The 20,858-nt window shown below is 65.3% G+C and carries 20 protein-coding genes; 10 read left to right on the top strand and 10 right to left on the bottom strand.

Annotated elements, in window-relative coordinates; all coding sequences use genetic code 11:
• Positions 1-24 precede the first annotated feature (24 nt).
• Together KB874_RS17830 and KB874_RS17825 are read right to left on the bottom strand one after the other, a co-directional pair.
• Positions 25-1,971, bottom strand: coding sequence for an AsmA family protein (locus KB874_RS17830; protein ID WP_212537915.1), 1,947 nt, complete (start codon positions 1,969-1,971; stop codon positions 25-27).
• A gap of 132 nt (positions 1,972-2,103) precedes the next feature.
• Entirely contained in the window at positions 2,104-2,328 is a 225-nt protein-coding gene (locus KB874_RS17825; protein ID WP_212537914.1) for a hypothetical protein, read from the bottom strand.
• A 144-nt stretch (positions 2,329-2,472) separates the two neighbouring features.
• Between KB874_RS17825 and KB874_RS17820 the strand changes: the two genes are divergently transcribed.
• From KB874_RS17820 to KB874_RS17805, 4 genes are read left to right on the top strand one after another with little or no spacing between them, the layout of a single operon-like run.
• Positions 2,473-4,080: a hypothetical protein gene (locus KB874_RS17820; RefSeq protein ID WP_212537913.1), complete on the top strand. Its 1,608-nt coding sequence runs from the start codon at positions 2,473-2,475 to the stop codon at positions 4,078-4,080.
• A 30-nt stretch (positions 4,081-4,110) separates the two neighbouring features.
• Positions 4,111-5,478, top strand: a complete 1,368-nt coding sequence (gene rimO, locus KB874_RS17815; RefSeq protein ID WP_212537912.1) for a 30S ribosomal protein S12 methylthiotransferase RimO — start codon at positions 4,111-4,113, stop codon at positions 5,476-5,478.
• Positions 5,475-6,128: a glutathione S-transferase family protein gene (locus KB874_RS17810; RefSeq protein WP_212537911.1), complete on the top strand. Its 654-nt coding sequence runs from the start codon at positions 5,475-5,477 to the stop codon at positions 6,126-6,128. Before rimO ends, KB874_RS17810 begins: the two co-directional genes overlap by 4 nt.
• A 38-nt stretch (positions 6,129-6,166) precedes the next feature.
• Positions 6,167-6,976, top strand: a complete 810-nt coding sequence (locus KB874_RS17805) for an alpha/beta fold hydrolase (protein WP_212537910.1) — start codon at positions 6,167-6,169, stop codon at positions 6,974-6,976.
• On the opposite strand, the gene KB874_RS17800 is transcribed toward KB874_RS17805, so the two are convergent.
• On the bottom strand, positions 6,973-7,317 hold the full coding sequence (locus KB874_RS17800; RefSeq protein WP_212537909.1) for an HNH endonuclease: 345 nt from the start codon (positions 7,315-7,317) through the stop codon (positions 6,973-6,975). The genes KB874_RS17805 and KB874_RS17800 overlap by 4 nt on opposite strands.
• A 53-nt stretch (positions 7,318-7,370) precedes the next feature.
• On the opposite strand from KB874_RS17800, the gene KB874_RS17795 reads away from it, so the two are divergent.
• Positions 7,371-8,543: a TIGR03862 family flavoprotein gene (locus KB874_RS17795; RefSeq protein ID WP_212537908.1), complete on the top strand. Its 1,173-nt coding sequence runs from the start codon at positions 7,371-7,373 to the stop codon at positions 8,541-8,543.
• A 206-nt stretch (positions 8,544-8,749) separates the two neighbouring features.
• Here the strand turns inward: KB874_RS17795 and KB874_RS17790 are convergent, their stop codons facing one another.
• A complete protein-coding gene (locus KB874_RS17790) occupies positions 8,750-9,007 on the bottom strand; it encodes a hypothetical protein (protein WP_212537907.1) in 258 nt (85 codons plus the stop codon).
• Between the two features lie 692 nt (positions 9,008-9,699).
• Between KB874_RS17790 and KB874_RS17785 the strand changes: the two genes are divergently transcribed.
• The 5 genes from KB874_RS17785 (at position 9,700) to KB874_RS17765 (ending at position 14,560) form a co-directional block, all read left to right on the top strand.
• Complete coding sequence (locus KB874_RS17785) at positions 9,700-10,953, top strand: ABC transporter substrate-binding protein (RefSeq protein ID WP_212537906.1); 1,254 nt, start codon at positions 9,700-9,702, stop codon at positions 10,951-10,953.
• 49 nt (positions 10,954-11,002) lie between these two features.
• On the top strand, positions 11,003-11,905 hold the full coding sequence (locus tag KB874_RS17780) for a carbohydrate ABC transporter permease (RefSeq protein ID WP_212537905.1): 903 nt from the start codon (positions 11,003-11,005) through the stop codon (positions 11,903-11,905).
• Positions 11,902-12,795 (top strand): carbohydrate ABC transporter permease, encoded by an 894-nt coding sequence (locus tag KB874_RS17775; protein WP_212537904.1) that lies wholly within the window; start codon positions 11,902-11,904, stop codon positions 12,793-12,795. The genes KB874_RS17780 and KB874_RS17775 overlap by 4 nt, the downstream gene beginning before the upstream one ends.
• 2 nt (positions 12,796-12,797) lie before the next feature.
• Complete coding sequence (locus KB874_RS17770; protein WP_212537903.1) at positions 12,798-13,910, top strand: ABC transporter ATP-binding protein; 1,113 nt, start codon at positions 12,798-12,800, stop codon at positions 13,908-13,910.
• 428 nt (positions 13,911-14,338) lie between these two features.
• Entirely contained in the window at positions 14,339-14,560 is a 222-nt protein-coding gene (locus KB874_RS17765) for a hypothetical protein (RefSeq protein ID WP_212537902.1), read from the top strand.
• A gap of 23 nt (positions 14,561-14,583) precedes the next feature.
• Here the strand turns inward: KB874_RS17765 and mnhG are convergent, their stop codons facing one another.
• From mnhG to KB874_RS17735, 6 genes are read right to left on the bottom strand one after another with little or no spacing between them, the layout of a single operon-like run.
• Positions 14,584-14,973, bottom strand: a complete 390-nt coding sequence (mnhG, locus tag KB874_RS17760) for a monovalent cation/H(+) antiporter subunit G (RefSeq protein ID WP_212537901.1) — start codon at positions 14,971-14,973, stop codon at positions 14,584-14,586.
• Complete coding sequence (locus KB874_RS17755) at positions 14,970-15,257, bottom strand: K+/H+ antiporter subunit F (protein ID WP_212537900.1); 288 nt, start codon at positions 15,255-15,257, stop codon at positions 14,970-14,972. The genes mnhG and KB874_RS17755 overlap by 4 nt, the downstream gene beginning before the upstream one ends.
• Entirely contained in the window at positions 15,254-15,754 is a 501-nt protein-coding gene (locus KB874_RS17750) for a Na+/H+ antiporter subunit E (RefSeq protein ID WP_212537899.1), read from the bottom strand. Before KB874_RS17750 ends, KB874_RS17755 begins: the two co-directional genes overlap by 4 nt.
• A 1-nt stretch (position 15,755) precedes the next feature.
• A complete protein-coding gene (locus KB874_RS17745) occupies positions 15,756-17,297 on the bottom strand; it encodes a monovalent cation/H+ antiporter subunit D (protein ID WP_212537898.1) in 1,542 nt (513 codons plus the stop codon).
• A complete protein-coding gene (locus KB874_RS17740) occupies positions 17,294-17,650 on the bottom strand; it encodes a Na+/H+ antiporter subunit C (RefSeq protein ID WP_212537897.1) in 357 nt (118 codons plus the stop codon). Before KB874_RS17740 ends, KB874_RS17745 begins: the two co-directional genes overlap by 4 nt.
• Before the next feature lies 1 nt (position 17,651).
• Positions 17,652-20,531, bottom strand: a complete 2,880-nt coding sequence (locus tag KB874_RS17735) for a monovalent cation/H+ antiporter subunit A (protein ID WP_212537896.1) — start codon at positions 20,529-20,531, stop codon at positions 17,652-17,654.
• Positions 20,532-20,858 lie beyond the last annotated feature (327 nt).

Raw genomic sequence — 20,858 nt, 5'->3', positions numbered from 1 at the left:
CGGCGAAGGCCGGGATAGGGGGCTTCAGCGTTTCAGAAGGTCGAGGATGCCATCCACGGCGCGCTTTTCCAGTTCCTGTTTCAACGCGTCCTCGACGCTCTGGCCCTCTTCGACCTTGACGCCCAGCCTGTCCTCGATCGCCTCGTTCACCTTGTCGCGAGCCTGCTGTTCCAGCTTGTCGCGTTCCTCGGCCAGGTTCTGATCGATCAGCTCGCCCGCATCGACCCGGATGGACACGGCCTGCCACGCCCCCTTGAGCCGGACAGGAATGGCCAGCCCGCGCCCGCCGCGCGCCCGCGGGTCGAGCACGGTGAACAGGTAGTCCAGCCGCTGCGCGCCCAGGTCGATGCGCCCCTCGCCGCGCGCCCTGAGCCGCGGCAGGGTCAGCGCGAGGTCGTCGTTGCGCAGCACGCCGGCGTCGACGCGGAAGGTCGCGGTGCCGGTGTCGAAGATCGTTGTGCCGCCCGAGGCATTGCCGCCCAGCGCGGCCTCGAGGTCGATGCCCTCGATCCGGCCGGGCCCGGCGCGCAGGCTGCCGTCGCCCGACAGCGATGCCATGATCGCCGCGATGCTCGAACCCGATCCCAGCAGGTTCACGCTGCCATCGGCGGGGCCAGAAAATCGGTCGATCCCCATCGCGTCGGTCAGCAGCGGGCGCAGCGCCAGGTCAGAGAAGGACAGGTTGGCACGCACCGACAGGCCGCCCCGGTTGTTGGCGACGAACTGGCCGGTCAGCAGGCCGTCATAGCCGCGCAACTCGCGCAGGTCGAAAACGGCGCGGCTGTTCTCGACCGTCATCAGGGCGCGGGTGGCGCCGAACGACATGTCGCCCAGTGTCACGCTGCCCGCGACCAGCCCGATCTCGCCGTCGAAGGCGGCGAGGCCCGAGGCGTCGATCGGGGTCGTCGACCAGCCGGACGCCGCGCTGCCGCCGCCGCTGCCACCTCGGCTGCCGCCCTCGGCTGCGCCGCCCGCAAGGCCCGACAGGTCCAGCGCCTCGGCCTCGATCCTGGCATTCACGCGCGGCTTGGCCGCCAGCGTGATGTCGGCGGCGGCAGTCACGCGGTTGCCGTCCAGTTGCAGCGCGGCGTCGCGGATCGCCAGCTGGCCCGCCCGCGTCAGCGTCAGGTCAAGCGTGCCAGAGACCTTGCGGCCCAGACCCTCGGGCAGGTCCAGCCCGACCTGGCCCAGCGCGGCGGCTGCGCGCGCCGTGTCGGAAAGGTTCAGGCGGACGCGGCCCTGCGCCTCGGGGGCAGCGCCCAGCGCGCCATCGAAGACGATGTCGCCCCCGGGCATTCCCAGCGTCAACGCCACTGGCGCGGCGGCGCCCGCCAGCAGCGCGCGGGGCGCCTCGATCCGGGCGGACACGCGGAGCGGGTGGCCGTCCTTGTCGAGCCGGGCCTCGGCCTGCATCGGGCCAGCCGCGTCGGGCCATTGCACGGACATGTCTGCATTCTCGATCCGCGTCGTGCCGCCCGGCCCTGTCAGGATCAGGGTGGCACGGGTGATCGACAGCCTGTCCAGCGTGATCCCGGCCGGGGCCGCTGAGGACCGGGCGCCGCCGCCCTGCCCTCCACCCGCCCCTGACGGCGTTTCGAAGGTCCAGTTCGCCCGCCCCTGTGCGTCACTGGTCAGGCGTAGGGTCGGCCCGTCGATGGCGATGCTGCGAAAGGCGAACGTGCCGCGCAGGGCAGACAGCGGGTCCAGCCCAAAGGAGGCCGCGCGCGCGGTCAGCATAGGCTCTGATCCGGCCCAGCCGGGGTTCGCCACCGTCAGGTTTGCGGCCTCGATCCCGGCGACGGGCCAGATGGCGATCCGCGCCTCGCCCATCGAGACCGGGCGTCCCAGCTGTTTCGACAACTGGTCTGCGGCCAGCTTGCCCAGGCGATCGGCCGGCAGCAGGAACAGCCCGCCGACCAGGAGCACGAGAAGGACGGCCAGAAAGCCGAGGGTTTTCCAGATCAGCCGCATGCTTGCCTCCCGTTTTCGGCAAGCGTGGCGCAGTCGACCAAGCGCCGCAAGGGCTCTTGCGGGGCCACCGGCCAGCATCATCGAGTCCAGCCGGGTATCGGATGCCCATGCGCGGGAATCCGCGTGATCGGCTTACCAAAGCGGCGCGCGGGGGGGCGGGCCAGCCTGGCCACTGTCGCGGCGGTTGGCCTCGGTGCGGGGGGAAAGCCCCATGTCCTCCAGGCGGTCGCGCGGCAGGGCGTCGATGCGGGCGGCATCGGCCCGTATCCGGGCGACATGCCCGACACGGCGCAGAATCATGGCAATGAGGCCGGTTCGGGGGCGGGCGAGGCGGGGGATGGAAAGGATGCGGTCCATGGTGTGTCTCCTTCGTTGCGATGGACCCATCCTCGGGCAACCCCGCAAGAGCTCCGCAAAATGCGGGCTGCGGGACCGGGAGCCTTGTGCAATAGTTCCGTCAAATCCGCGCAAGAGACCGCAAAATCCACTGATCGGGAAGACATGCCCCATCTGACCCTGCACCTGACCGGCCCCTTCCGCGCCGACCTGGACGGCACGCCGCTGGAGGCGATCAGCCGCCGGGCACAGGGAATGCTGGCCTATCTCGCCTGTCAGCCGGGGATGCGCGCGGAACGCGGGGCACTGGCCGATCTGCTGTGGTCGGACCGCAGCGAGGACCAGGCTCGCGCCTCGCTGCGGCAGGAGTTGTCGGTGCTGCGCAAGGCGCTGGGCGACGTGGCAGAGGCGGACAGGCAGGCGGTCTGGCTGGTCACGCACAAGGTCACGGCACGCCGTGAGGGCGGTGTCTTTCTCCAAGGGTTCGACCTGCCATCCGAAGGGTTCGAGGACTGGTTGAGGGATGAGCGCGCGGCAGAGCAGGACACGGCAGCTGCCCAGCCACGAGCCAAGAAGCCGGAGCGCGCCACGCTGGCAGTCCTTGCGTTCGACGAACTGGGTGCCGCCGAAAGCGACATGTTCGCCGAAGGCGTGGTCGAGGAGATCACCGGCGCGCTCAGCCGCAGCCGGGATTTCGACGTGATCGCGCGACAATCGGCCTATGCGCTGCGGGAACAGGCCCTGTCGGTGCCCGAGGCGGCAGAGAGGCTGGGCGCGGATTACCTGCTGGAAGGATCGGTGCGCCGCGTGGGCGACCGGGTTCGCATCGCCGCGCAGCTGGTGCGGGGCGGGGACGGGCATCTCCTGTGGTCGGAACGCTTCGACGACCGGCTCGACGACCTCTTCGACCTGCAGGACCGCATCGCGGCGCAGGTCGCGGGTCAGGTTTCACCCAGCCTGCGCGCGGCCGAGATCGCCCGCGCCGGTCAAACGCCGCCCGGCGACCGCACCGCCTATGAACTGATGCTGACCGCCTATCCCCTGTTCTGGTCGCTGCGGCGCGAAGGCAACGCGCAGGCGGGCGCGCTGCTGGACCGCGCGCTGGAGCGCGACCCGGCATACCTGCCCGCGATGGCGCTGCGCTCGTGGGTCCATGCGCATCAGAACACCTACATGTGGTCCACCGATCCCGTGGCGGAACGCGCCCGCGCCCTGAGCCTTGCGGCGCGGGCGGCGGAACAGGTCGGCGACCACGCGCCGACCCTCTTGGCCATCGCGGCCACCTATTCGCAGGCCAGCCCGGACAAGGCGCTGATCGAGACCTGTATCGACCGCGTCCTGCGCATTGATCCGAACAATGCCTGGGCGTGGATCCGCCTCGGCTGGCTGCGGCAATACACGGGCGACACGGCCGGATCGCTGGAGGCGTTCGACCGGGCCGAGCGCCTCAGCCCGCTGGACCCGTTCGCCCACCAGATCACCTTTGGCCGGGCCGCCGCGACCTATCGCTGGGCCGACGACCCGACCGAGGGACTTGCCATGATCGAGGAGGGGCTGCGCCGACACCCCGGCGTCATCTGGCCCTGGCGCATGGTAGCGGCGGCCAATGTCCGGCTGGGGCGGCTCGACGCCGCACAGGCCGCCGTGGCGCGGCTGATGGAGGCGCTGCCGCATGTCACCATCCGTTATCTCAAGGCCTGCCTGCCCCCCGCCGCCGTCCATTTCGAGGAGGAATACTTTCGCCATCTCGCCATCGCCGGCATCCCTGACTGAGCCCTTCCGTGGCGGGTCTTTTCCGCCTATATGCCGCGCATGCAGAATCCGCCCGATCTTCGCCCCGACCTCGCCCGCGCCCGCGTTTCCGAAACCGTGCGTGACGGCCAGCCGACCATCGGCATGGTCAGCCTTGGTTGTCCCAAGGCGCTGGTCGACAGCGAACGCATCCTCACCCGGCTGCGCGCCGAGGGATACGGCATCAGCGCCGACTATGCCGGGGCCGACGCGGTGATCGTGAACACCTGCGGTTTCCTCGACAGCGCCAAGGCCGAGAGCCTGGAGGCGATCGGCGAGGCATTGGCGGAAAACGGGCGAGTGATCGTCACCGGCTGCCTCGGCGCCGAGCCCGACTATATCACGGGCGCGCATCCCCGCGTCCTCGCCGTGACCGGCCCGCACCAATACGAACAGGTACTCGACGCGGTCCATGCCGCCGTGCCGCCCGCGCCCGATCCCTTTGTCGACCTGCTGCCCGCCTCCGGTGTCAGCCTGACGCCAAGGCATTACAGCTATTTGAAGATCTCCGAGGGCTGCAACCACACCTGCAAGTTCTGCATCATCCCCGACATGCGCGGACGCCTCGTCAGCCGCCCGCATAAGGCCGTCATGCGCGAGGCCGAAAAACTGGTCGAGGCCGGGGTACGGGAATTGCTGGTCATCAGCCAGGACACCAGCGCCTATGGCACCGACTGGAAGGATCGCGATGCGAAGTTCCCGATTCTCGACCTGGCGCGCGACCTCGGCTCGCTGGGGGCCTGGGTGCGGCTGCACTACGTCTATCCCTATCCGCATGTGCGCGATCTGGTGCCGCTGATGGTGGATGGTGGCGTGCTGCCCTATCTCGACATTCCCTTTCAGCACGCCCATCCCGACACGCTGAAGCGCATGGCGCGCCCCGCCGCCGCCGAGCGCACGCTGGACGAGATCGCCGCCTGGCGCGCTGTGTGCCCCGAGATCACCCTGCGCTCAACCTTCATCGTGGGCTACCCCGGCGAGACCGAGGCCGAATTCCAGACACTGCAGGACTGGCTCGACGAGGCGCAACTCGACCGCGTCGGCTGTTTCCAGTACGAGAACGTCAAGGGCGCGCGCTCGAACGCGCTGCCCGATCACGTCCCCGAACAGGTCAAGCAGGACCGGTGGGACCGCTTCATGCAGAAGGCGCAGGCGATCTCCGAGGCGAAGCTCGCCGCCAAGGTCGGCCAGACGATGGAGGTCATCGTCGACGAGGTGGACGAGGACGGCATCGCCACCTGCCGCACCAAGGCGGATGCGCCCGAGATCGACGGAAACCTGTTCATCGACGAGGGCGCCGAGGGCCTGCTGCCCGGCCAGATCGCGACGGTCGAGGTGGACGAGGCCGGCGAATACGACCTCTGGGGGCGGCTGGCATGACCGGCACCAGCATCACCGTGCATGGGCGGGCGACCTCGTCGAACGTGCAGGCCGTGATGTGGGTTGCGGCCGAGCTGGGCCTGACCGTCGACCGGCGCGACGTCGGCGGCCGGTTCGGTGGAAACGACACGCCCGAATTCCGCGCCATGAACCCGATGGGGCTGGTGCCGGTGCTTCAGGACGGCGCTGTGACGCTGTTCGAAAGCGCGGCCATCCTGCGCTACCTTCTGCGTCGTCATGGGCCCGGCCCATTCGACACCGCGCCCGAATGCGACGCCTGGGCGGAATGGGCCAAGCACACGCTTTGCGCCGCCTTCACGATGCCTGTCTTCTGGGGCTTCTACCGCACGCCCGAGGCCGACCGCGACATGCCGGCGGTGCTCAAGGCGCTGCGCCGCTTCGAAACGCTGGCCGCCATGGCCATGGCAAAACGCGGCACGGCCCCCTGGCTGATGGGCGACCGGCCGTCCCTGGCCGACATCTGGGCGGGTCATGTCCTGTATCGCTATTTCACGCTGGACCTGCCGCGCGAGACGCCCGAGGGGCTACAGGACTGGTACGCCACGCTGACCGCCCGCCCGGCCTATCGCACCCATGTGATGGTGGACTACTCCGAGTTGAAAGGGCAGGCTCGGTCCCTGGCCCCCTGAGATGCGCAAGTCTCGGAAAGACAGGAAAGGCCATCGCCATGCACAGCCTGCCCCTGCCCGAATGGCAGACCGTCATCCGCTGGTCCGAACTGCCCGGCGAAGGCCCGGCAATCGTCTGCCTGCCCGGCTTCAGCTTTTCCGCGGTGCCGAATTTCCTGCCGATGATGACCCGGCCCGAATTCCGGGGCCGCCGCGTTCTGATGGTCGATTACATCGGCTCCGGGCTCAGCGGCCATTCCGACAGCTTCGGCTACACGCTCGACGACCACGCGCGCAGCATCGCGGCGGTCCTCGACACGGCCTGCAACGAACTCGTGCAACTGCTGGGCTATTCCATGGGTGGTTCGGTTGCCATCGCTCTAGCCCAGGCACGCCCCGACCTTGTCGCAAGGCTGGTCGTCTGCGAAGGCAACCTGATCCCCGGTGGCGGCGCGGCCAGCCGGCGGATCGCGGCCTGCGACCCGGAAACCTTCGTCACGAGTGTGAACCCCGACCGAATGCAGCGGCTGGCGCAACAGGCGGTCGGCGGCGACAGCTTTGCCGGCTTTCTCTGGGCCGCCAGACAGGGTGGCGACCCAAGGGGGCTACACGGCAATGCCCGCACACTGGTTGACCTGTCCGACGATTTCCTGGAGCGGTTCCTGACGATGTCGATGAAGCGGCATTTCGTCTACGGTGAAAAGACCCTTCTGGCGCGTGCGGAACAACCTGTTCCCGATACGCCGGAGCCGGAGCTGCTGCGCGCCCACGGCGTCGGTGTGCATGTCATTCCCGGGGTCGACCACGCGATGATGATCGACGACCCGGTGGCTTGCGCCTCAGTGCTGGGCGAGCTGTTCCGCCTCTAGCGCTTGCGCCGCCCACCTGCGCTGCGGCTGTGGAATTCCGGGGGACGACGCGCCACCCAGGCCAGAAATTTCGCCATCTCCGGATGCGCCCGCAGTGCATCGACTGTGTTCAGGTCACGCGCCAGTTCGGCCTCGGTGAACCGGGCATGGATTTCCGAATGGCAAATCTGGTGCAGCAGCACCGTCGGCCCGTCCTTTCCGCCTTTGAGCTTCGGCACCAGGTGGTGCAGGCTCTGCCGCACATGCGCCGGGATCGGCCGCAGGCAGAGCGGGCAGATCGGGTCGGTCTGGGTCACGGGCACCTCTTGCAGCCGGGAACGGGGCGGGCCAAAGGATGACATGCGCGGCACAGGGATCAAGGGGCGGGGCCGGCACACCCCGGGAACGAGGTGACATGACACAGGCGCTGGTGATCGGCGGCGGCCCGGCGGGGCTGATGGCGGCAGAGGCACTGCTGGGCGCGGGCGTTCCCGTCCTGTTGGCCGAGGCCAAGCCAACCGTGGCGCGCAAGTTCCTGATGGCGGGCAAGTCCGGCCTCAACCTGACAAGGATAGAACCGTTCGAGGATTTCCTCGCCGCCTACGGCGACAGCGCAGAGTGCCTGCGCCCTATGCTCGCGGCGCTGCCCCCAGACGCCCTGCGCGTCTGGGCCGAGGCGCTGGGACAGGAGACCTTCACCGGCTCCACCGGCCGGCTGTTTCCCAGGGCGATGAAGGCCTCGCCCCTGCTCCGCGCCTGGCTGGCGCGCCTGGATGCCGCGGGGCTCGACCGACGCACGCGCTGGCGCTGGCAGGGTTGGGCTGGGGCAGAGTGCCTGTTCGACACGCCCGACGGGCCGGATCGGCTCAGCCCCACCGTCACCGTGATGGCCCTCGGTGGCGCCAGTTGGGCGCGGCTGGGCTCGGATGGCGGCTGGACCGCGCATTTCGCCGCCACCGGCCTGCCGACGGTGCCCTTCGCGTCCTCGAATGCCGCCATCGCGGTCCACTGGTCGCCCCACATGACCCCGCATTTCGGCACGCCGATCAAGGGCGTCGCCTGGCAGGCCGGCACGATCGTCTCGCGCGGCGAGGCGGTGATCTCGGCCAAGGGGATCGAAGGCGGCGGGGTATATCCGCTCTCCCCAGCGCTGCGGGCGGGCGCGGCATTGACACTCGACCTCGCTCCGGACCTGTCGCAGGCCGACATCGCGTCGCGCCTCGCAAGACCGCGCGGCAAGCAGAGCCTGTCCAACCACCTGCGCCGCGCACTGGGCCTGTCACCCGTCGCACGCGCCCTGCTGGCCGAATTTGCCCGCCCCCTGCCGCACGATCCGGGGGATCTTGCCCGCATCGTCAAGGCGCTGCCCATCGCGCATTCCGGCTTGCGCCCGATGGACGAGGCGATCTCCACCACCGGCGGCGTGCCCTGGGCAGCACTGGACGAAAACCTGATGCTCCGCGACCGCCCCGGCACCTTCGTCGCCGGCGAAATGATCGACTGGGACGCGCCGACCGGGGGCTACCTGCTCAATGCCTGCATGGCGACAGGCCTGTGGGCCGGCCGTCATGCCGCCAACTGGCGCTGATCCCTGTTTCTTCTGGCCGGAAATATCCCGGGGAGGCGACCGAAAGCAGACGCGGGCAGAGCCCCCCGCCTGTCTTGTGTTTGTCGTTCTTGCGAGCATGTGGCCGTGAACACGGTGGCTTTCCCGGACACGGGCCGTTGCGTCCGCGGAGGCTGGCGTGCGCCCACCAGATGGGCGCCAAGGAAAGGCGAGCATGGAAAGTGTCGTCAGGAAGGATAGGAGGCCTTCCGGGCGGCTTGCCGTTCGAGGCGATCGGCGGTCCGGCGACGGGACGCCTGCTCGGTGGCATTCAGGTCACGCCCTGTCTGCGCGCGTTTCAGGCCGTGGTCGAAATCGAGACCACCCAGAGTGCGGAGTTCAGCCGCAAACGTCTCCTCGAGGATTGCGATGAGGGGCGGGTTCGTCATCGCGGCGTCACGCCGATCAAACAGCCGAGCCTCGATCCGTGTGCGCGGGATCGACATACGGATGTCGCAAGCGATCCCTTCGCTTCGTGGCAGCCGAAGCGGTTCCAGCCGACCTTTTCGAAGGGCTGGCCGCGGATACCGCGGCTCGTCAGCCCGCTCGGCAAGTGCAGGAACCCGTTGGCCTTGTGCACATTGCCTGCGCGGCCTCGCGCGCCATGGCCCGCAATCGCAGCACGGGCTGCTTTGCTCGGGTCCATCCACGCTGCTGGCCGGCGCCGCAGGACAGCGCCGTCGAGACAGATGAACAGCGACGTGCAACGGCGGCAGTTGCCACACCCGGCAACCCGGACGACGCCATCACTTGAGCGGTTGGTGCCGTTGCCTGGTCCGCGTACGGCCAAACCCTGCCGTTCAGGCCCATCGCTGAGGTGACAGAACACAAGCAGACCTATTCCCGGTTTGGAACCAGTCCGGCGATGCTGTTGCCGAACGGCGTCTCGGTCAAAAGACAAGGAAGCCAATTCGAGTGCCGTGAAGGATCGAACTCTGACAGGGCGGCTGGCTCGAATGTCAGATTTGCCCGCGCGGCAGAGCCTTGATTTGGGTCAAGTGCGGTCAACACCCTTCGCGTTACCCTTCTCGATGCGGTGAGGAAATTGATTCGCTTTCCTCAATCTCCCTGACGAGAGGTTGGTGGTGGAGCGGGAAAGGGAGTGTCCCGCCGCTGTCATCTGGGGAGGATGTCACACATGAAGATCATTCGTAGAATTTCCGCGCTTTGCGCGGTGTTGGCGCTGACCTCTGGCGGAGTTGCCCAGGCGGACGGAACCGCCGAAGTCTTGCATTGGTGGACCTCGGGTGGCGAGGCCAAGGCGGTCGGCACGCTCAAGGAGGCCTTCGAGGCGCAGGGCGGGACGTGGATCGATTCACCCATCGCCGGCGGCGGCGGTGACGCCGCAATGACCGCGCTGCGGGCGCGAGTCGTGGCGGGCAACCCGCCCACCGCCGTCCAGCTGAAGGGGCCCGGTATCCAGGAATGGGCCGAGCAGGGCGCGCTGAATGACGTGCAGGCCGTCGCTTCGGCCGAGAACTGGGATTCTGTCCTGCCGCCCGCCTTGGCGAGCATCATGAAGTATGACGGCAACTATGTCGCCGCTCCGGTCAACATCCACCGCGTCGACTGGATCTGGGCCAACCCCGAGGCGCTGGCCAAAGCCGGGGTCGAGGCGATGCCGACCACCTGGGAGGAATTCAACGCCGCCGCCGACAAGCTGATGGCGGCGGGCATCACGCCGCTGGCCCATGGCGGCCAGCCCTGGCAGGACGCCACCCTGTTCGAGGACGTGGTGCTGGGCGTTGGCGGGGCAGATTTCTACCGCAAGGCATTGGTGGAACTCGATCAGGACGCGCTCAAATCGGACATGATGGTCGCGTCCTTCGACCAGCTGCGCAAGCTGCGCGGCTATGTCGATCCGAACTTTCCCGGCCGCGACTGGAACCTCGCCACCGCGATGGTGATGCGAGGAGAGGCCGCGTTCCAGATCATGGGCGACTGGGCCAAGGGCGAGTTCCTGGCCGCGGGCAAGGTGCCGGGCACGGATTTCCTCTGCGCGCCGACGCCGGGCAACGGGTACGTCCTGAACTCCGACAGCTTCACCTTCTTCAAGGTGTCGGGGGACGACAACCTCAAGGGCCAGCAGGTTCTGGCGAGCCTGATCATGTCGCCGGAGTTCCAGAAGACCTTCAACCTGGCCAAGGGTTCGATCCCGGCCCGGACGGATGTTCCGCTGGACGAGTTTGACACCTGCGCCCAGCGCTCTCATGCCGACCTTCTTGCCGCGATCGAGAGCAACGCTCTGGTGCCGTCGATGGCGCATGAGATGGCGATCCCGCGCTCTGTGCGGGGTGAGTTCCTCGACCTCGTGACCGAGTTCTTCAACTCCGACATGGGTTCGCAGGACGCAGCTCAAAAGCTCGCCGACGCCGTCGCGCGCGCCATGTGACCGAATGGGCCGGGACCGGGCGGAGTCGCCTGGCCCCGGCCGGACCATGATGGCTGACACACCCTCTCTCCGCCTGCGCACGGAACGCTGGCTTGAACGGCGACTGCCACAAATCGTCGTCCTGCCGCTCTTTGCGCTGAGCCTGTTCTTCGTCTACGGCTTCATCGTCTGGACGGCATACATCTCCATGACGCCTTCGCGCATCATGCCGGTCTACGATTTCATCGGCTTCTCGCAATATGACCGTCTCTGGGCCACGCCGCGATGGTACGTGGCGATCAAGAACCTTTTCATCTTTTCCAGCCTGTTCATCGCCATATCCATGGTCATCGGCATCCTGCTGGCCATCCTGCTGGACCAGCGGGTGCGGGCCGAAGGGCTGATCCGCACCATCTACCTCTATCCCATGGCGCTGAGCTTCATCGTTACGGGGACCGTGTGGAAATGGATCCTGAACCCCGGCCTCGGGATCGAGCGCTACATGCGCGAGATGGGGTTCGAGAATTTCACCTTCGACTGGCTGGTGAACTCGGATTACGCGATCTACACGCTGGTGATCGCGGCGGTCTGGCAAAGCTCGGGCTATGCCATGGCGCTGTTCCTGGCAGGGCTGCGCTCAGTTGACGACGAGATCCTCAAGGCCGCGGCCGTCGACGGCGCGAGCCCCTGGAAGACCTACACCAGCATCGTCCTGCCGATCCTGCGGCCGGTATTTCTGTCCACCGTCATTATCCTCGCGCATCTCGCGATCAAGAGTTTCGACCTGGTTGTCGCGCTGACCGGGGGCGGGCCGGGATACGCCACCGACATGCCGGCGACCTTCATGTATGCCTTCGCTTTCCAGCGCAGCGAACTGGGCGTCGCTGCGGCCAGCGCCACGATGATGCTCATGACAATCATCGCGATCATCGTGCCGTATCTCTATTCCGAATTGCGAAAGACGGGCCGATGAGACAGCGCAGCATTGGCGGCATCGTCCGCCCGAAAGGCTGGCACAACGTCCTGATGCGCGGGTCGCTGTTCCTCGTGCTGGGGCTCTTCTGCCTCTACTACCTCTTTCCACTGATCGTCATGGCCTCGACCTCGCTCAAGTCGCTGGCCGAGATCCGCGAGGGCACGCTGTTGAGCCTGCCTCGGGCCATCACCTTCGAGGCCTGGGGCAAGGCGTGGGATTCCGCCTGCGTCGGTGTGCGCTGCGACGGGCTCAAGCCCTTCATGTGGAACTCGGTCGCGATGGCAGTTCCGGCAGTGCTGCTGTCGACGACGCTGGGGGCGATCAACGGCTATGCGCTTACGAAATGGCGCTTTCCGGGGGCGGACTGGATCTTTGCGATGATCCTCTTCGGCGCCTTCATCCCGTTCCAGGTGATCCTGCTGCCGATGGCGCGGACGCTGGGGCAGCTGGGGCTGGCCGGAACGGTGACGGGCCTGATCCTCGTGCACACGGTCTATGGACTGGCGTTCACGACGCTGTTCTTCCGCAACTTCTTCGTCGGGGTGTCGGACGGGATTCTGCAGGCGGCCAAGGTGGACGGCGCGGGCTTTTTCCGCATCTTCTTCCAGATCGTGCTGCCCATGTCGATTCCGGCCATCGTGGTCACGGTGATCTGGCAGTTCACCCAGATCTGGAACGACTTCCTGTTCGGCGTGGCCTTTACCATCGGCGACAGCAACCCGGTCACGGTGGCGCTGAACAACGTGGTGAACACCTCGACCGGGGTGAAGGAATACAATGTCGACATGGCTGCGGCGATCATCGCGGCGCTGCCCACGATGCTGGTCTACGTCGTGGCCGGCGCCTGGTTCGTCCGCGGCCTGTCGGCAGGCGCAGTGAAAGGATAGGCATGGCCTCGGGTATCCGGCTGAGCAAGCTCCGCAAGACCTTCGGTTCGACCGAGGTGATCAAGGGCGTCGACCTGACCATCGAACCGGGGGAATTCGTCGTCCTTGTCGGGCCGTCGGGCTGCGGCAAGTCCACGCTGCTGAACCTGATCGCCGGGCTCGAGACGGTGACCAGCGGCGAAGTCCGCATCGGCGAGGCGCTGGTGAACGACACACCTCCCCGCGACCGGGACATCGCCATGGTCTTTCAGTCCTATGCGCTGTATCCAACCAAGACCGTGCACGAGAACATCACGTTCGGCATGCAGACCCGCCGCATCCCGCACGAGGCGCAACAGGCTGCGCTCAAGGAGTTCAGCAAGCTGCTCCAGATCGACCATCTGCTGGCGCGCAAGCCGGGCCAGTTGAGTGGCGGCCAGCGCCAGCGGGTCGCCATGGGCCGCGCCCTCGTGCGCAAACCCGAAGTCTTTCTGTTCGACGAGCCGCTTTCAAACCTGGACGCGAAGCTGCGCATATCCATGCGCACCGAAATCAAGAAGCTGCATCAGCGGCTTGGAAAGACCGTGGTTTATGTCACGCACGACCAGATCGAGGCCATGACACTGGCCTCGCGGATCGCCGTGATGGACAACGGTCACATTCGGCAGTTTGGACCTCCGGGCGAGATCTACGAACATCCGGTGGACCTGTTCGTCGCAGGTTTCATGGGCTCACCGCCGATGAACATGCTGCCTGGAAGGTTGCGCCGCCGGGACGGCAGTCTGGTATTCGAACCCCATGGAGCGGAAGCCGAACTGCATTTTCCTTTGCCTTCCGAGATTTCGGACCGGCTCGATGCACGGGAAGGCGCAGAACTCGTCTTAGGTATGCGGCCCGAGGCGATCTTTGCGGCTGGAACTGAATTGCCTGGGCCCAATCGTTTCGTATTCGAGAAAACGGTTGAAGTGGTCGAACCGACCGGTCCCGATACGATGATCGTGTTCAGCATCGGCGAGACCGAACTGATCGCCCGGGTCCGACCGGAAGACGCAAGAGAGGCAGGCACGCGGTTCAGATTCGAGGTCGACCTGTCAAAGGCCAAGATCTTCGACGCCAAGAGCGGTCAGTCCCTCTGAAACCGGAAACGAGTGCAGATGCTCCTGTGTCAGGACGCATCGATTTCCGGCGCGCGGCGTGATCCACCGCTCGATGAATCGAGCGGTGACATGTCTGATCCCTTCTGGCTGAGCGACACACGGATGGCGCGTCCGGCGGCTGTTTTTCCAAGGTCCCACGGCACGCCAAGGGACGATGACCGCAAGATGCCAAGTGGGACTGGTTTCCTCAATCGCAATGGCTTGCGCTGGAGCGATGCTTTGCAGGGATGCGGTCCGCACAAGACGCTCAAAGGCGGTGGACGCTGTAGAGCGGCAGCGGACTCCTTGCCCGGACGATAGTCGGGCTGACTGCCGACCGCCGCGAATACAAAAGAGTGATGATCGAAGGGACCTTTGGCCCGCCGATCGACGTGCGGTCTGCACACCCAAGAGGGGAGTGCGGCCGCTTGATCGGGCGCACCCAAGGTGGTCTGAACACGAAGCGGCATACCATTGGCGACGGGCCGAGACGCCCGATCAGCGCCTTTATCCTTGCCGGGCAGGTCAGCGGCGGAAGGCGTGTGAAAAAGGCAGGTATGAGCGTTGTCCAGACCTGCCTGCTTCTCGGCCATCGCGCTTGCCGCAACCGCCACCTGGTGGTCATGGGTCCTGAGCCCAAGCTCAACTGAGCGGGCAAGGGTGCCAGGCGGGCCTACTCTTGCACCCCGCCTTTGATCTCCTGATCCAGGTCCGGTGACTTCAGCGTTGACCATGTATCGTCGCGTGATGGCGAAGGCGGGACTTCGCAGGTCCGGCTGTGGATGTTGACCTTTGCGATGAAGTTCGCAGAGATCGGCGCCGTGACAAACAGGAACGCCATGATCAGCAATTCATGGAGCGAGCCGTCGCCCGAGGCGAACGCATGGGTCATCGATGCAAGCAGCAGCATGCCGATCCCGATGGTCCCGACCTTCGTCGGTGCGTGCAGGCGCGTCATCGGATCGTTAAACTTCAACAGTCCGATCACGCCTACAATGACGAAACCCGATCCGATCAACAGGAAGACCGCCGTGGCATAGGTTGCAATAACGTCCAGAGTCATTCGATGATGTCCCCCCGAAGAATGAAGCGTGCCAATGCGACGGTCGAGACGAACCCCAGCATGGCAATCAGCAGCGAAACCTCGAAGTAGATCTGCACGCCCTGACGGATGCCGATGACGACAACCAGACCCAGGGCGTTGATGACCATCGTATCAAGCGCAAGGATCCGGTCGCCGTAGGTCGGCCCCAACATCAGACGCACCATGGACAGGACTTGTCCGAGCGCGAGCGAGACGAAGGCAATGACCAGGGCGATGTTCAGCAGTCCCAGAGCTGACGTCATGAAAAAATCTCCTTCAGCCGACGCTCGTAGCGGACCTTGATTTCGTCTCGCACGGCATCGGGATCGTCCGTGTGCAGCACATGCACCAACAGGCTGTGCCCCTCGTCAGACAGGTCGGCCGAGACCGTGCCGGGCGTGAGCGTGATGGTCCCGGCGAGTACCGTGATGGCCTCGGGTTTGCGCAGGTCCAGCGGAACCACGATCCAAGCCGGTTTCAACCTTGAATTCGGAACGGTCAGGACGATCCATGCAACCTGCACATTGGCGACGATGATATCCCACAGCACGATGATGCTGTAGCTGATCATCTTGCCCGGCCGGAATCCTTTCGGCGTATCCGGCCACCAGATCGAGGTTCCCCACGGGATGATGATCCCGAGGATCAAGCCGAAAACCACCATCCCGGCCGAGACCTCATTCTGCAAGAGCGTCCAGACCAAGGTGAGAAGGAGCGTCAGTAACGGGTGCGGCAGCAGCCAGCGAAATGCACGTGCCATATCAAAGGCCCTCCTTCGGCTTGCTGAGCTTGCCGGGTGTGTCAACCACGGTCGAGATATAGGGCTGCGGCGCGAACAACTCTGCGGCCATGGTTGTCGTGTAGGCATGCATCTGTCCCGCAAACACCGTGTTTGCGACCAGAAGCGAGATCAGACCACCCGCGGCGACATAGGACAGGACCGCTGGACGCGTCATCGCCGAGGCGACTTCGGACGCCGCTTCACCATGAGACTTCCAGAACACCATGCTGCCCGCGCGTGCAAAACCCACGATGCCGATCAGGCTTGAAACCAGCACGATCACCCAGATCCAGACGACAAGGTCTGAACCGATAGCGGCGTCCAACACCAGGAGTTTGCCGAGGAACCCTGACAAGGGCGGCAATCCCGCCATGGCAATCGCACCCGCGAAGAAGAGCCCGGCGGTCAAGGCGAGTCCGCCGAAGGGTGGCTGCGGCGTCAGTTCCAGGTTTGCGCGACCCGTCCGCACCAGATCCGAGATCAGGAACAGGGCGGCACCCGCCAGGGTCGAATGCACGATGTAGTAAAGCGCCGCCGCAATGCCCGCCGGGGTAAACAGCGAGATCGCCACCATCACCATGCCCATCGATCCGATGACAGAGAAGGCCACCAGCCGATCCAGCCGTCTGGCGGCCAGAACGCCGACCATCCCGATGGCAAGAGAGACCAGCGCCGCCGGCAGCAGCCACAGGTCATGCAACCCTGCCGTGGCTTGCAGGTCTGGCGGGAAAATCATCGTGTAGACGCGGATGATCGCGTAGGCCCCGACCTTCGTCATGATCGCAAAAAGGGCCGCGACGGGAGCCGGCGCCTCGGCATAGCTCGACGGCAGCCAGAAGTGCAGCGGCACGACCGCCGCCTTGATCGCAAAGACCAACAGCAGAAGAACCGCCGCGACGCGAATGCCCACGGTTTCCTCCGCGCCGATCAGCGTGACGCGATTGGCAAGGTCGGCCATGTTCAGCGTGCCGGTCTCGGCATAGATCGACCCGAGCGCGAACAGAAAGAGGGTGGAGCCGACGAGGTTGAAGAGCACGTATTGCACCCCCGCCTTGAGCCGCGCGTTGCCGCCCGCATGGATCATCAGGCCATAGGAGGCGATCAGAAGCACCTCGAAAAAGACGAAAAGGTTGAACAGGTCGCCGGTCAGGAACGCGCCAAGGATCCCCATCAGCTGGAACTGGAACAGCGCGTGGAAATGGCGCCCCCGGTTGTCCCAGCCGGACCCGATCGCGTAAAGCAGCACGAACAGCGCCAGCACCACCGTCAGCAGGACCATCATCGTCGACAGCCTGTCTCCCACCAGAACGATGCCGAAGGGAGCGGCCCAATGGCTCAACTGGTAAAGCAGGATGGACCCATCGGACACTTGCACGACAAGCCCAAGGGCGATGGCCATCAGAGCCAGCACACCGGCCACGGAAAAGGTACGCTGAATCCCGATGTGATACCGCGCGGCCAGCACGATGAACGGCGCAAGCACGGCGGGCAGAACCACGGGGGCGATGATCCAGTGGTTCATGCTTTGCCCTCCGGCTTCGTGTCAGCGGTATCGGGCTGGTCGTCCACATGGTCGTCGTCAGCCCCGAGAAAGGCCCCGAGGGCGATCATGACCACCACGGCCGTCATCCCGAACGAGATCACGATTGCCGTCAGAACGAGCGCCTGCGGCAGCGGATCGGTATAGGTGGTGACCCCATCGCGCAGGATCGGCGGTGCCCCGACGGTCAGGCGACCTGAGGCGAAGAGGAATACGTTGACCGCATAGGTCAGCAGCGACATGCCCAGGATCACCGGAAAGGTCCGCAGCCGCAGCACGAGGTACAGCCCGCCGGCTGTCATTATGCCGATGGCGGTCGCAACAAGCAGTTCCATGTCAGACACTCTCCCTTGCGGGCTGGACCGCGTCAGGTGGCGGATTGTCTCGGGATGGATCGATATCCATGGGATACTCGCTGTCCGTCTCGTCTGCGCGCCGTGCAAGTCGGGAGAAGCTCTCCAGCGAGAGCATGACCGCGCCGACAACCGACAGGAAGACGCCCAGGTCGAACAGGGCCGCCGTGGCCAGTTCGAATTCCTGGAAGGGTGGGATGCGGACATACGTGAAGTCCGAGGTCAGGAAAGGCTTGCCCACGAACCACGATCCGATCCCGGTCAACCCCGCGATCAGCACGCCGGCACCAATCACCCCATGATAGGGATACTTCAGCCGCGCGGAAGTCCAGGCGAACCCGCTTGCCATGTACTGCATCACCACGGCGATCGAAACGATCAGGCCTGCGATGAAACCGCCGCCCGGTTCGTTGTGGCCCCGCAGGAAGATGTAGAAGCCGACCATCAGGACGACAGGCATCACGACCCGGGTCAGCACGACCATCATCATCGGGTGCATGTCGCCCGCACGCGGCTGATCAGGCTTTCGGTTCAACAGCCGCGCGCGGACCGGACCGCGCAGAAGCGTCTCGGTCAACGCGTAGATCAGCAAGGCCGCGATTCCCAGAACGATGATTTCGCCGTAGGTGTCGAAGCCCCGGAAGTCGACGAGGATGACGTTGACGACGTTCGTGCCGCCGCCGCCCTTGTAGGAGTTGGCAAGGTGGAATTCCGAGATCGGCGTGCCGATCGCATCGCGCAGCAGGTAGTGATAGGCGAGCGTGAACGTCGCCAGGCCACCTGCGATGGCCACGCCCGCATCACGGACACGGCGCAGCACCGAGCTTTCCACCGGCGTCCGTTTTGGCAGGAAGTTGAGCGCCAGCAGCAGCAGGATGATGGTGACCACCTCGACGGTGAATTGCGTCATTGCCAGATCCGGCGCGCTGAAGAAGGCAAACCCGATCGAGACCATGAGGCCGACGATGCCGATCAGGATCAGCGACAAGAGGCGGTCCCGGTGCATCAGGACCAGCCCGCAGGTTGCGCCGACCAGCATCAGCCAGCCCGCGATCGCTATGGGGGTTGCGGGCTGCATCGTGCGCGTGGGCGCAGCGGCCGTACCAGAGATCCAGGCATGCAGGCCCGCCGCGACGATCGCGATCGCTCCGATGACCGCATAGCGCGTGAATGCACCATTGTGCAGCGGCAGGATCAGCCTTCGGGCCAGTCGGGCCACAGCCTCGACGATGGCTTCGAAGATCACCTTGGCTTCGGGCCGCGGTGCCGCATCCCACAGGCGCAGCGCCGGATTATAGACGGCCATCAACAGCAGACCGCCGACGACGGCCGCGATGGACATGAAGAGTGCCGGAACCAATCCGTGCCAGATCTTGAAATAGGCCTTGGGCACCTCCGCCTCGCCGCCCAGAACCGATGCGGTGACAAGCTTGACAAAGGGCTCTGCCAGGAAGGGCGCAATGCCGATGCCCACAACAAAGACGACAAGGATCGCAGGCGGCAACCACAGACCTGCACCGGGATCATGCGGCTTGGCGGGATAGTCGTTCCGGACCGGACCGAGGAACACATGCCCGATCAGCCGGAAACAATAGGCCGCCGAGAAAAGCGAGCCGAAGGTCGCCAGCGCAGGGACAAGCCAAGGCATGCCGAAAAGCGTGGTGTGGGTCGCCTCTTCCAGCATCATTTCCTTGGAAAGGAAACCGTTGAGCAGCGGAATCCCGGCCATCGACAGCGCAGCCAGCGTCACGATCACGAACGTCACGGGCATCAGGGTCCGCAGGCCGCCCAACCGGCGGATATCGCGGGTGTGCGCCTCGTGGTCGACAATGCCGGCGGACATGAAAAGTGCAGCCTTGAAGGTGGCGTGATTCAGGATGTGAAACATCGCCGCCATCGCGCCAAAGGCCGTGCCCGTGCCCAGAAGCATCGTGATCAGGCCAAGGTGGCTGACCGTCGAAAAGGCCAGAAGCGCCTTCAGGTCATGCTTGAAAAGGGCAATCACCGCCGCCAGCACCATCGTTACCAAACCGGCCGTGGTGACGATCATGAACCATTCCGGCGTGCCGGACAGGACCGGCCACATGCGGGCCATCAGGAAAAGGCCCGCCTTCACCATCGTGGCCGAGTGCAGATAGGCCGACACCGGCGTCGGCGCGGCCATGGCGTGCGGCAACCAGAAATGGAACGGAAACTGTGCCGATTTCGTGAAGCATCCCAGCAGGATCAGGATCAAGGCCGGAACGTACAGCGGATCCGCCTGGATGAGGTCGCGATTCGCCAGGATCACGCTCAGGTCATAGCTGCCGACGATCTGACCCAGGATCAGCATGCCACCGATCATCGCGAGGCCGCCCGTGCCGGTGACCACCAGGGCCATCCGCGCGCCTTGCCGGCCCTCTGGCAGGTGTTTCCAATAGCCGATGAGCAGGAAGGAAGATAGCGACGTCAACTCCCAGAAGATCAGCAACAGCAGTATGTTATCGCTGAGAACGATACCCACCATCGCCCCCTGGAAAAGCAGGAGGTAGGTAAAGAACTCGCCCATATTGTCGTCGCGGCTCAGATAGTGCCGCGCATAGGCGATGATCAAAAGGCCGATTCCCAGGATCAACAGGGCAAAGAAGAACCCCAGCCCATCGAGCATCAGCGTGAAGTTCAACCCGAGCGCCGGCATCCAGTCGACCCGTGCCATGACGACGTCGCCCGAAAGAACGGATGGCAGATTGGTCAGCAGTCCAACAAAAGCGGCCAGTGAGACGGTGAATGTCACCCCTGCACACGCGGAGCGACCGGCCGAGTTCATCAGGCCGGGCAGCAATGCGCCAAAGAATGGTAAGGCTACGATTAAGAAGAGTGACACGCGAACTCCTGATCCGATTGATTTGTCAGCCTGCACAAACCTGCATGAGGTTGGCAATGGCGTAAGGGAAATTGACTGTTTTTGTCCAGAACCCTCGTCTTTCAGATACGCTACCGGCGGCTATTCGGCTGAAACGCGAAATGCTCCACACCCGCAGCGAGGGTCGGCAATCCGCCCCCATCCGTCGATGGCCGATGGGGGCTGGCATGTAAAGGCGTCTGCGGCATAGGTCCGGTTTCTGCGCATCTTTTCCGCTACAGCCCAAGCGGCCACGAAAGCCGCGACCGTCATGAATGGGGCGTCGCCACACGCTCACCGCCCAAGAAC

This window comes from Thetidibacter halocola (assembly GCF_018224955.1).
Lineage (GTDB): Bacteria > Pseudomonadota > Alphaproteobacteria > Rhodobacterales > Rhodobacteraceae > Thetidibacter > Thetidibacter halocola.
This window is presented reverse-complemented; position numbering and strand designations above follow the sequence as displayed.